The organism is Microbacterium caowuchunii (assembly GCF_008727755.1).
Taxonomy (GTDB): domain Bacteria; phylum Actinomycetota; class Actinomycetes; order Actinomycetales; family Microbacteriaceae; genus Microbacterium; species Microbacterium caowuchunii.
Genome location: NZ_CP044231.1, coordinates 119,685 through 131,200 on the forward strand (window position 1 = coordinate 119,685; position 11,516 = coordinate 131,200).

An 11,516-nucleotide genomic window follows, 5' to 3' on the forward strand; every position below is an offset into this window, starting at 1 on the left:
GCAATGGTGGGCTCGGTGACGATCGAAGAGGTCGCCCGTATCGCGGGGGTGTCCCGATCGACGGTGTCCCGCGTGGTCAACGGGTCCCCGGCGGTGAGCCCGGAGGCATCCGAGGCGGTCCGTCAGGCCATCGAGTCGCTCAACTACGTGCCCAACCGTGCCGCGCGTTCGCTCGCGAGCAGCCGGGCGCTGGCCATCGCGGTGATCATCCCGGAGGATCTGCACAGGTTCTTCGGAGACCCGTTCTTCGCGTCCACGGTGTCCGGGATCAACGCCGCGATCGCGGCATCCGAGTACGTGCTGACGCTCGCGATCGCGAGCAACGACCCGGATGACAAGATGATCGGCTACGTCCGCAGCGGATCCATAGACGGCGCGATCGTGGTGTCGCACCACGCGAACGACACGTTCGTGGAGCGCATCGCGGCCGCCGTGCCGGTGGTGTACGGCGGGCGCCCGGCCAGCGGCGCCACGGACGCCTACTACGTCGACATCGACAACGCGCAGGGAGCCCGCGACGCCGTCGAGTACCTGATCGGGCAGGGGCACCGGTCGATCGCGACCATCACAGGGCCGATGACGATGGCGGCGAGCGTCGACCGGCTCGAGGGGTACCGGCAGGCGCTGGCGGCCGCTCGGCTGCGACCGGGGGCCGTCGCCGACGGCGACTTCACCGCCGAGGGTGGTGCGGCGGCGATGCGCAGCATCCTGACCGGGAAGCGGCCGGACGCGGTGTTCGTGGCGAGCGATCTCATGGCACGCGGCGCGATCGGGGTGCTGCAGAGCGCGGGTCTGCGCGTGCCGGAGGACATCGCCGTGATCGGGTTCGACGATTCGCCCGTGGCCACCGGCGTCGCCCCGATGCTCACGACCATGCGTCAGCCCTCGCACGAGCAGGGCGAGCGGATGGCGCGGGTGCTGCTGGACGTGCTCGAGGGCGGCAAGCCTCCGCACGCGACGATCATGCCCGCCGAGCTGATCGTGCGCGAGTCCGCCTGACCGCGCACGAAACGGCTCACCTGTCACGACGCGCGGATGCGACCGTGCGTTCGTGACAGGTGAGCCGGAGATGGTCTCGGGGCGCGGGTGTGACCGGCCCCGAGGGAGCGGTGCGGGTTACTGCGGGTCGCCGCCGAGCTGCCCGACCGCCGGGATGGGCCCGCCGTCGTCGGCGCCGGTCTTGCGCGCCCGGGCGACCGCGTTGCCCAGGTGGTAGATTACGAGCGCCGCGGCCGAGGCGAGGACGATCGCGCCGAGCTCGAAGGCGCCCCAGCTCATGGTGAAGCCCGCCACCGCCATGACCAGCGCCACCGCGGCGGTGTACTGGTTGACCGGACGGGAGAAGTCGACGCGGTTGTCGACCCAGATCTTGATGCCGATGATGCCGATCAGGCCGTACAGCGCGGTGGTCGCCCCACCCAGCACACCGCCGGGGATCGAGTTGAAGATCGCCCCGATCTTCGGCGACAGGCTGAGCAGCACCGCGACGATGCCGGCGACCCAGTACGCGGCCGTGGAGTAGACCCGCGTGGCGGCCATGACGCCGATGTTCTCGCCGTAGGTGGTGGTGCCGGAGCCGCCGAAGAGGCCCGCGACCGTGGTCGAGACGCCGTCCGCGATGAGCGCCCGTCCCGTCGTCTTGTTCACCGACGGGTCCTCGGTCATGGTGGCGACCCCGCGGACGTGGCCGACGTTCTCGGCGATGAGCACCAGCACGACGGGCAGGAACATCGCGATCGCGGACCACGTGCCCGGCGCCGTGAAGTCGGCGATGTGGAAGGTGGGGAGGCCGATCCAGTCCGCATCCGCGACGGCGCTGAAATCGAGTTCGCCGGCCACGGCGGCGACGACGTACCCCACGAGCACGCCCAGGAAGATCGAGATCCGGCCGAGGAACCCGCGGAACAGCACGCTGAACAGGATGATCGACCCGAGCGTGATGCTGGCGACGAGCGGTGCCTGCTGGAAGTTGTTCCACGCCGCGGGGGCGAGGTTGAAGCCGATCAGCGCGACGATCGAACCGGCCACGACGGGCGGCATGAGCTTGTCGATCCAGCCGAGCCCGGACACCTGCACGATGACACCGACGAGGGCGAGCAGGATGCCGACGGCCACGATGCCGGCGAGGGCGGAACCCATCCCGGCGGTCGCCGTGGCGGCGGTCACCGGCGCGATGAACGCGAACGAGGACCCGAGGTAGCTGGGCAGCTTGTTCTTCGTCACCAGCAGGAACAGGAGCGTGCCGATACCGGAGAAGAGGAGGGTGGTCGAGACGGGGAAGCCGGTGATGGTCGGAACGAGGAACGTCGCGCCGAACATCGCGACGACGTGCTGCGCCCCGATGGCGATCGTTCCGGGCCAGTTCAGGCGTTCATCGGGCTTCACGACCGCGCCGGGGGCGACGGTGCGGCCGTTGCCGTGCAGTTTCCAGGTGGGCATGCGACTTCCTCTCGAGGATGGGTGCGGGTCGCGCGTCGTCGGGCGTCGCCGCGAGGTGGGACGGATCAGGTCAGCGGGGGTTGCCCCGGTGCTCGGAGGTCACGAGGTCAGCCGCTGCAGCAGTTCGGCGTACCGGGCGGCGGTGCGCTGGACGATCTCGGCGGGGAGCTGTGGAGGGGTGCCCTCCTGGCTCGTCCAGTTCTCGGCGAGCCAGTCGCGGACGATCTGCTTGTCGAAGCTCGCCATCCGCTCGCCGGGTGTGGTGCCCGTCGCCCAGGCCGCCGCATCCCAGTACCGGGAGGAGTCCGGGGTGAGGACCTCGTCGGCGAGGGTCATGACGCCGTTCTCGTCCAGGCCGAACTCGAACTTCGTGTCGGCGAGGATGAGGCCGTGCTCCTCCGCCGTCTCGGCAGCGCGGGCGTAGATCTCCAGGGAGAGGCGGCGCAGCTCCTCGGCCCGGTCCGCACCGACGAGCTCGACGGTCTGCGCGAAGGAGATGTTCTCGTCGTGCTCACCCATCGGTGCCTTGTAGGCGGGCGTGAAGATCGGCTCCGGCAGGCGGTCGCCGTTCCGGAGACCCTCGACCAGGGGGATCCCGCAGACGGTGCCGGTCTCCCGGTACTCCGCCCAGCCCGAACCGGTGAGGTAGCCGCGCACGACGCACTCGACCGGTTGCATATCGAGGCCGCGCACGAGCATGGCGCGCCCGATGACCGCATCCGGGATCAGGGAGTGCGCTTCGTCGTCGTCGCCGAGGACGCGGTCGGGGACCAGATGGTTCGGGATGCGGCGTCGCCCGTCGCCTCCGTCGAGACGGTCGAACCACCACAGGCTGAGCGTCGTCAGCAGCTCCCCCTTGCCGGGGATCCCCGGGTCCAGGACGTGGTCGAACGCGCTCACCCGGTCACTGGCGACGACCAGCATGCGTTCGGCGGTCGCGCCGTCGGGAAGATCCGCCGGGACGTACAGGTCGCGCACCTTGCCGGAGTACACATGGCGCCATCCGGGAAGGGTCTGGGCGTGGGTCACCCGCCCATTATCCCGCTCGACGGGCCGCGCTCCCGTCCACCCGCGGTGCGTCTTTTCCCGCGAGACTGCACGGGGCCCACGAGACTGCGCGTGAGCACGTCCGTCTCGTGCGCCGCATGCAGTCTCGCGGGGCGTGGCGGGGGGCGCGGGCGGCGCGGCGGGGCGGGCACGGGCGGGGCGGGCACGGGCGGGGCGGGCGCGGGCGGGGCGGGCTTCCTCCCGGCGGGATGGATGTCGCCGGCGCCGGCGGGACCTGGCTAGAGTCCAGCTGGTCCCGAGTCCCGGGCAGCGAAAGGCCGACCGGCGATGACGTCAGCGATCTCCCTCCCTCGCTCGGCCGTGCGCAGTCCCTGGCCGGCGCTGTGGGCGATGGTCGTCGGGATCTTCATGATCCTGGTGGACACCACGATCGTGAGCGTCGCGAACCCTGCGATCAAGGCTGCGCTCGATCCGGCCAGCGCCGATCTCGACGACGTGGTGTGGGTGACGAGCGCGTACCTGCTCTCCTACGCCACGCTGCTGCTCCTCGCGGGCCGGCTCGGGGACCGGTTCGGGCCAAAGGCCATCTACCTGATCGGGCTGAGCGTGTTCACGCTCGCGTCGCTCGGATGCGGACTCTCCGACTCGCTGGGAACGCTCATCGCCATGCGCGCTGTGCAGGGGGTGGGCGCCGCGCTCATGACGCCGCAGACCATGGCGGTCATCACGCGGACCTTCCCCGCCGCGAAACGGGGCGCGGCGATGGGGCTGTGGGGGGCGACATCCGGATTGGCCATGCTGGTGGGGCCCCTCGTCGGAGGACTCCTCGTCGACGCGCTCGGATGGGAATGGATCTTCTTCGTCAATCTGCCGGTGGGTGTGGTCGGCTTCGTCCTGGTGTGGCTGGTCGTCCCGCGACTCGAGACGCACGCGCATCGTTTCGATGTCGTGGGCGTCGTGCTCAGCGGCCTCGGGCTCCTCCTCATCGTCTTCGGGCTGCAGGAGGGAAGCCACTACGAGTGGGGGACGGTCTTCGGCCCCATCACGATCTGGATGATCGTGACCTCGGGGGTGCTGGTGCTCGGTTGCTTCGTCTGGCAGCAGTTCCGCACGCGCCGGGAACCGCTCGTGCCGATGGGGCTCTTCCGCGACCGCAACTTCGCCGTCGCGAACATCGCCATCGCGGCGCTGGTGTTCAGCGTCGCGAGCGTGGCGCTGCCCTTGCAGTTCTATCTGCAGCTCGCGCGCGGTCTCACCCCGGCCGAGTCCGGACTGCTGCTCGTGCCCATGGCGCTCGCCGCCGGGTTCCTCTCCCCGGTGGCCGGACGGATCCTGGACCGGACGGATGCGCGCTTCCTCCTCATCCCCGGCATGCTCGCCTCCGCCGGCGCGCTGCTCTGGTACGCCTCCCTCATGGATGTCGACACCCCGACGTGGTGGATGCTGTTCCCGGCCGGGCTGATGGGGATGGGGCAGGCGGCGATGTGGGGACCCCTCGCCACGACGGCGACCCGGAACCTGCGGCCCCGCGATGCGGGCGCGGGGGCGGGGGTGTACAGCACGACCCGCACGATCGGCTCGGTCATCGGGACGGCCGCGATCGCCGCGCTCATGCAGGCGCGGCTCCAGGCGAACCTGCCGGGGGCGACGGGTGCCGAGTTCGCGGGGGGTGTGCTGGCCCCCTCCGTCGCCGGACCGTTCGCGCAGGCGATGGCGCAGGCCGTGATCCTGCCCGCCGCCGCGACGCTCATCGGCCTGGTCGCGGTGCTGTTCCTCCGGCGCCCCGCCGCCGGTGCCGCTGTGCGCTGACCCCGCGTCCGGTTCCCACGCGGAGCTGCTCGTACGCGATATCGCCCGCCGTTGGTTGCAACCCGAGCCGGACGAATGCCTCGCCTGCTACGTGTGGCGGATGCTGGAGGAGTTCGGCTGCGCGGGCACGCTGCGCTTCGCTGCCGGGTTCCGTGACGCGCGGATGCCGCGCGCGCGTGCGCTGGAGCGAAGACTGCAGGATGCGGGCGGCTTCTGCGACTGCGAGGTGCTGTACAACACGGTGCGCGAAGCGGTCCCGTTCCCCGACGACGCGCGCCCTGTCTGTCGGGGCGTCACGCCGCGTACGATCCAGCCGTGTGCGCTGTGGCGGACCCGGCGCTGGTGAGGGTCAGCCCTCGACTACCCGCGCGGCGATGTCGGTACGGTGCTGCCCGCCCTCGAGCTCGATCCGGTCCATCGCCTGGTAGGCGCGATCGCGGGACTCGCGGAAGGTGGAACCCAGGGCGACGACGTTGAGCACCCGTCCGCCGGTGGCCACGAGGGTGCCGTCGCGTTCGGCTGTGGCTGCGTGCGCCAGGTGCACGCCCTCGACCGCCTCGGCCGCTTCCAGACCGGCGATCGTGCGTCCGGTGATCGGCGCGGCGGGGTACCCCTCGCTCGCGAGCACCACCGTGACGGCCGTCGCCTCGGCGAATGCCGGCCGCGGCTCCTGCTCGAGGGTCCCGGATGCCGCGGACAGCAGGAGCCGGGACAGCGGGTCGATCAGGCGAGGCAGGACGACCTGCGTCTCCGGGTCACCGAACCGGGCGTTGAACTCGATCACCTTGATTCCGCGATCGGTGAGGATGAGGCCCGCGTAGAGCAGCCCGATGAAGGGGGTGCCGTCCGCATCCAGCTGCCGGATCACCGGTTCCGCCACCGTCCGGGTGACGAGATCCACGAACTCTTCCTCCCCGCCGAAGCGTTCGCTCAGCCAGGGGAGGGGGGAGTATGCGCCCATGCCGCCCGTGTTCGGGCCGTCGTCGCCGTCGCCGAGACGCTTGTAGTCCTGTGCCGGGCTGAGGGGACGCACGGTGTCGCCGTCGCTGAGGAAGAAGAGGGAGACCTCGGGGCCGTCGAGGAACTCCTCGACCAGCACCGGACCGCTCTGCAGGAAGCTCTCGGCATGTGCCAGGGCTGCATCCCGGTCCGGCGTGACGATGACGCCCTTGCCCGCGGCGAGTCCGTCGGCCTTGACGACGTGCGGGGCGCCCAGGCTGGCGAGGGCTGCGGTCACCTCTTCGAGGGTGTGTGCGCGGACAGCGCGACCGGTCGGCACGCCGGCGGACTCCATGATCCGCTTGGCGAAGGCCTTCGACCCCTCGAGCTGCGCGGCGGCTTTGCTCGGCCCGAAGGCGGGGATGCCTCGCTCGCGCAGGGCATCGGCGACGCCGGCGACGAGCGGGGCCTCCGGTCCGATGACGACCAGGTCGATCGCGTGCTCGCCCGCGAACACGGTGACGGCGGCCGGGTCGTTCGGGTCGAGGTCGACGATGGTGGCGTCGCGCGCGATGCCGGCGTTCCCGGGGGCGGCGAAGACGTCGTGCGCCGTGTCCTCCGCCCGGAGCGCCAGGATGATGGCGTGCTCGCGCGCGCCCGAACCGAGGACCAGGATTCTCACGCCGCCAGCCTAGCGACGCCGACCGCTCGGCGCCCGCCCGGCCTGCCTCTCCCGGCCCCGCCTGTCCGGCCATCCCCGCCTTCACCCCCGCACAACTCCTGCAGAACCGCGGATGAACCTCATCCGCTCGGCGCCGCGCACCGATCTGCAGGAGTTGTGTCGGGGTACCGTGGGGGCATGGTCCGCCGAATCTCCACAGAGGACGGCCGGGCGGCTCTGGCGGCCGTCGCCGAGGCGGACAAGCCCGCCCGCACCGACCTCGCGACCGCCGTGCGGTACCTGCTGCAGCTCCTGGTCGAGAAGGCTCCGGGGCAGACCGTGGAGGTGCGCGTGCCTCCCTTCGGCGCCGTCCAGGTGATCGAGGGACCCCGCCATACCCGTGGCACACCTCCCAACGTGGTCGAGACCGACCCGGCGACATGGGTCGCCCTCGCCACCGGGCGGACGGCGTGGTCGGATGCGGATGCCGACGGCCGCATCATGGCCTCCGGCACCCGTGCGGACATCTCGCACCTGCTTCCGCTGCGTCCCTGACCGCGTCCCGGTTTTGTGTCCCCGCCCGGGGTGAAGTACCTTTGAGAAGGTTAGGCATTCCTAACCCGTCCCGTGCACTGCCCGCGCGCAGCACCCGAACCGCGCCGCGACAATGTTGCGCTGATCGGTCGCGGGCTGCACGCCACTGTCTGCGAAGAGGTGCCCCCGTGTCCGAGCGGTTCGCCCGTCATCGTTCCTCCGCCCGTGTCGCCGCGGTCGTCGCGGCGCTCGCGCTCGCCGCCGCCCCCCTGCTCGGTGCCGCGCAGACGCCGGCCCGCGCCGCCTCGGCGGCCGTGGACCCCGGGGCGTGCACGATCGTCGACGGGACCCTCACCTGGGGCGTGAAGGAATCGTTCCGCTCCTACATCTCCGGGCGGATCGCCAACGGCTCCTGGGAGCCGATCGAGGGCGCGACGTACACGACCCCGGACTTCGGCTGGTCCGGCGCGACCGGCACGTTCGATCCCGCCACTCTCGCGGGCGACGCGCACTTCCCTGGCGGCGTGCGCTTCACCGGCCACGACGGCCTGCTCGAGACGACGATCACCGACCCCACCCTGAGCTTCCCCGGTGACGGCACGGCCGCCATCCTGATGGACATCTCCAGCCTGAGCATGGAAGACGCCCTGGCCGGGAACGCGGAGAACGTCCGTTCCGGGACGCAGGTGCCGCTGGTGGCGCTCGACCTCGCCGCCGCACCGCTGCAGGTCTCCGAGGATCAGACGGTCGTCACGGGGACCGCCGTCCCGGCCGCCATCACGGCGGAGGGGTTCGAGGCGTTCGGCAACTACGAGGCCGGCACCGGCTTCGACCCGGTGTCGTTCAGCCTGACCGTCGAGTGCGCCGCGGCCGAGCCCGAGCCGGAGCCCTCGGCCACGGACGAGGAGACGGTGGACGCCACCCCCGTTCCGATCTCCGCCGAGTCGGATGGCGACTTCGCCTGGGTGGGTGTCGTCGCCGGCGTCGTGGGCGTCGCCGTCGTGGCCGGCGTCGTCGTCTGGATCGTCCGCCGGAAGAGCCGTCCCGGCGGCGACTCGGGAAGCCCGGACACGACACCCGGAAGCGGTGCAGCCTGATGCGTTCGGTCCGGATGCTGGCGCTCCTCGCGGTGTCGGCGCTGCTCGTCAGCGGGTGTGCCGCGTCGTCTGCAGCGTCGGACACCGCCGCGGTGACCGTGGCTGATCGCGCGCCGCTCGATCAGATCGAGGTCCTCGACGACCCGCGCGCCTACGTCGGGGAGTCGACCGCGGTCATGGCCGACGCGGTCGTGGAGCCGGTCATGAGCGACCCGGCGCAGAGCCTGCCCGCCACGGTCGTCTCGCACGACCGCGGCGGCGACGTCGAGGTCGAGGTCGTCGACACCTCCCGCGTGGTGGCCATGGACATGGCCGGCTCGATCGCGGCGACCGTGTGGGGTCTCGGCTTCGGCGACACCCTCGTCGGGGTGGACCAGACGACGACCTTCCCCGGGACCGAGCACCTCCCCGTTGTCACCGGAAGCGGGCACACCGTCAACGCCGAGGCCGTGATCGACCTGCGCCCCACCCTCGTCATCACGGATGGCGGGATCGGTCCGCGCGATGTCGTCGAGCAGCTGCGCGACGTCGGCATCACGGTCGTGTTCGTCGAGAACGAGCCCTCGTTCGAGGGGGCCGTCCACTTGGCCCACGAGGTCGCCGCCGTGTTCGGTGCCCCGGAGGCGGGCGACCTCCTGGCGGAGCGCGTCTCGACGGACCTCGCCGTCACCCTGGCCCAGATCGAGGCCATCGCGCCCGCCGAACCCGGTGACAGGCTGCGCATGCTCTTCCTCTACCTGCGCGGCACCGCCGGGGTCTACTACCTCTTCGGCGAGGAATCGGGCGCCGACGAGCTCATCGAGGGCCTGGGCGGTATCGACGTGGCGGGCGAGCTCGGCTGGGACGGGATGAAGCCGATGACGGATGAGGCGATGATCGCCGCCGATCCGGATCTGATCCTGGTGATGTCGCACGGGTTCACCTCCGTCGGCGGGGTGGACGGACTGCTCGAGGACAAGCCCGCGATCGCCTTGACGACCGCGGGGGAGCACCGTCGGTTCGTGGACATGAACGACGGGCAGGTGCTCTCGTTCGGTCCACGTTCGGCGCTGGTGCTGGACGCCCTCGCCCGCGCCATCTACGCCCCGGAGTCGTCCGGGCCGACCTCGTGAGTACGGTGGCGCCCACCGGCGGTGCACGCACCGGCCGCCGACGCCGGCTCGCGGTCTATGCGGGCGGTGTCGTGCTCCTGGCGATCGGGGTGGGGCTCTCTGCGGGGCTCGGGCAGGTGGCGATCGCACCGACCGAGGTGATCGGATCGCTGCTGCGTGCGGTGGGCATCGACACCGCGTGGGCGCCGACCGATCCGATCGTCGAGCAGACCCTGTGGAAGATCCGCTTCCCCCGGATCGCGATGTCCCTGCTGGTCGGTGCGCTGCTGGCCGTCGCCGGTGCCGTCATGCAGGCCATCTTCGGCAATCCGCTGGCGGAGCCCGGTGTCGTCGGCGTCTCATCGGGTGCGGCGCTGGGCGCGGCGCTCGCGATCACGTTCGGCCTGACCCTCTTCGGTTCCTGGACCACCGCCCTCCTCGCCTTCGCGGGTGGCCTGGGCGCGACGCTCATCGTCTACGGAGCGGCGCGTTCACAGGGGCGCACGGAATCGGTGACCCTGATCCTGACCGGTATCGCGGTGAACGCGTTCGGCGGGGCGGGTCTCGCCATCCTCATGTTCCTGGGCGACAACGCCTCCCGCGAGCAGATCGTGTTCTGGCAGCTGGGCTCCATGAACGCGTCGCGCTGGCAGGAGGTCGGGCTCGTGACGGTCGTCGGCCTCGCCGCCTTCGCCGTCACCATCGTGCTCGCGCGACGCTACGACCTGCTGGCGCTCGGCGACCGCACCGCGACCCATCTCGGCGTGAACGTGGAACGCCTCCGCATCCTCTCGATCGTTCTGGTGGCGCTGCTCACCGGGGTCGCCGTGGCCTTCGTCGGGATCATCTCCTTCGTGGGTCTGGTCGTGCCGCATCTCGTGCGGATGCTGATCGGTCCCGCCAACCGGCCGCTGATCATCGCGTCGTTCCTCGGGGGAGGGGCGCTGCTCGTCTTCGCGGACGTGCTGGCGCGGACCCTCATGCCGTCCGCGGACCTGCCGATCGGCATCCTGACCTCGCTCATCGGCGGTCCCTTCTTCTACTGGCTCATCCGCAGGACGCGGCGCCGGGCGGGGGGCTGGTCGTGAACGGGGATGCGGAGACGGCGTTCGCGCTGGAGGGCGTCGGCTACCGGATCGGCGCGGTCGAGATCCTCCAGGACGTGAGCTTCGAGGTCGGGTACGGCCGGGTGCTCGCCCTGGTGGGCCCGAACGGCGCCGGCAAGTCCACTCTCCTGGGACTGCTCACCGGCGATGCCACGGCCACCAGCGGGACGGTGACCCTGGAGGGGCGTCCGCTGTCGGAGTTCCGCAGCAGCGACCTGTCCCGTCGGCGCGCCGTCCTGCTGCAGGACAACCAGGTCTCCTTCGCGTACACGGCGTACGAGGTCGTGGAGATGGGTCGCGCGCCGTGGATCGGATACGACCACGGTGACGACGAGCGGGCGATCCGCGCCTCACTCGAGCGTGCGGACGTCGCGCATCTCGCGACGCGGGTGTTCTCGTCGCTCTCCGGCGGCGAGCGGGCCCGCGTCTCCCTGGCGCGCGTGCTGGCCCAGGACACGCCGATCGTCATGCTCGACGAACCCACGGCGGCGCTGGATCTGCGTCACCAGGAGGACGTCCTCCGCATCGCTCGGGAGCTTGCGGCCCGGGGACGGGCGGTGATCGTCGTGCTCCACGACCTGTCGCTGGCAGCGGCCTACGCCGACGACGTCGCCATGCTGGCCGGCGGACGTCTGCAGGCATTCGGTGCGCCCGAGGACGTGCTCACCGAGCAGCGGGTGGCGGAGGTCTACGGCACGCCGGTGCGGGTGCTGGCCGATCCGGACACGGGTCGCCCCATCGTCCTGCCGCGGCGCTCGCGCTGACCCCAGCCGACACGATTCACAGTTCGCCCTCAGGTAAGGCTAGGCTTACCAATGGTCGACATCCGACG

At 71.3% G+C, this 11,516-nt stretch carries 11 protein-coding genes; 8 read left to right on the plus strand and 3 right to left on the minus strand.

The window, feature by feature from the left end:
• The first annotated feature begins 3 nt into the window (after positions 1-3).
• A complete protein-coding gene (locus F6J84_RS00545) occupies positions 4-999 on the plus strand; it encodes a LacI family DNA-binding transcriptional regulator (RefSeq protein WP_150970508.1) in 996 nt (331 codons plus the stop codon).
• A 117-nt stretch (positions 1,000-1,116) separates the two neighbouring features.
• On the opposite strand, the gene F6J84_RS00550 is transcribed toward F6J84_RS00545, so the two are convergent.
• Positions 1,117-2,439, minus strand: coding sequence for a uracil-xanthine permease family protein (locus F6J84_RS00550; protein WP_150970510.1), 1,323 nt, complete (start codon positions 2,437-2,439; stop codon positions 1,117-1,119).
• Positions 2,440-2,538: 99 nt separating this feature from the next.
• A complete protein-coding gene (locus F6J84_RS00555; RefSeq protein WP_150970512.1) occupies positions 2,539-3,468 on the minus strand; it encodes a phosphoribosylaminoimidazolesuccinocarboxamide synthase in 930 nt (309 codons plus the stop codon).
• A gap of 306 nt (positions 3,469-3,774) precedes the next feature.
• On the opposite strand from F6J84_RS00555, the gene F6J84_RS00560 reads away from it, so the two are divergent.
• Together F6J84_RS00560 and F6J84_RS00565 are read left to right on the plus strand one after the other, a co-directional pair.
• Complete coding sequence (locus F6J84_RS00560; protein WP_150970514.1) at positions 3,775-5,256, plus strand: DHA2 family efflux MFS transporter permease subunit; 1,482 nt, start codon at positions 3,775-3,777, stop codon at positions 5,254-5,256.
• A 91-nt stretch (positions 5,257-5,347) separates the two neighbouring features.
• On the plus strand, positions 5,348-5,602 hold the full coding sequence (locus tag F6J84_RS00565; RefSeq protein ID WP_275094036.1) for a DUF2695 domain-containing protein: 255 nt from the start codon (positions 5,348-5,350) through the stop codon (positions 5,600-5,602).
• A 3-nt stretch (positions 5,603-5,605) separates the two neighbouring features.
• Here the strand turns inward: F6J84_RS00565 and purD are convergent, their stop codons facing one another.
• Complete coding sequence (gene purD / locus F6J84_RS00570) at positions 5,606-6,877, minus strand: phosphoribosylamine--glycine ligase (RefSeq protein WP_150970518.1); 1,272 nt, start codon at positions 6,875-6,877, stop codon at positions 5,606-5,608.
• Between the two features lie 177 nt (positions 6,878-7,054).
• On the opposite strand from purD, the gene F6J84_RS00575 reads away from it, so the two are divergent.
• The 5 genes from F6J84_RS00575 to F6J84_RS00595 all read left to right on the plus strand — a co-directional run bounded on the left by F6J84_RS00575 (position 7,055) and on the right by F6J84_RS00595 (position 11,448).
• The gene (locus F6J84_RS00575) at positions 7,055-7,411 is read left to right on the plus strand and encodes a sterol carrier family protein (protein ID WP_150970520.1); all 357 of its coding nucleotides are present in this window, start codon (positions 7,055-7,057) and stop codon (positions 7,409-7,411) included.
• 167 nt (positions 7,412-7,578) lie between these two features.
• Positions 7,579-8,487 (plus strand): HtaA domain-containing protein, encoded by a 909-nt coding sequence (locus F6J84_RS00580; RefSeq protein WP_191905705.1) that lies wholly within the window; start codon positions 7,579-7,581, stop codon positions 8,485-8,487.
• On the plus strand, positions 8,487-9,599 hold the full coding sequence (locus F6J84_RS00585; protein ID WP_150970523.1) for a heme/hemin ABC transporter substrate-binding protein: 1,113 nt from the start codon (positions 8,487-8,489) through the stop codon (positions 9,597-9,599). The genes F6J84_RS00580 and F6J84_RS00585 overlap by 1 nt, the downstream gene beginning before the upstream one ends.
• The gene (locus tag F6J84_RS00590) at positions 9,596-10,666 is read left to right on the plus strand and encodes a FecCD family ABC transporter permease (protein ID WP_238702547.1); all 1,071 of its coding nucleotides are present in this window, start codon (positions 9,596-9,598) and stop codon (positions 10,664-10,666) included. Before F6J84_RS00585 ends, F6J84_RS00590 begins: the two co-directional genes overlap by 4 nt.
• Positions 10,663-11,448 carry a heme ABC transporter ATP-binding protein gene (locus F6J84_RS00595; protein ID WP_150970525.1) on the plus strand — a complete coding sequence of 262 codons (786 nt, stop codon included), beginning with the start codon at positions 10,663-10,665 and terminating at the stop codon, positions 11,446-11,448. The genes F6J84_RS00590 and F6J84_RS00595 overlap by 4 nt, the downstream gene beginning before the upstream one ends.
• The last annotated feature ends 68 nt before the right edge of the window (positions 11,449-11,516 follow it).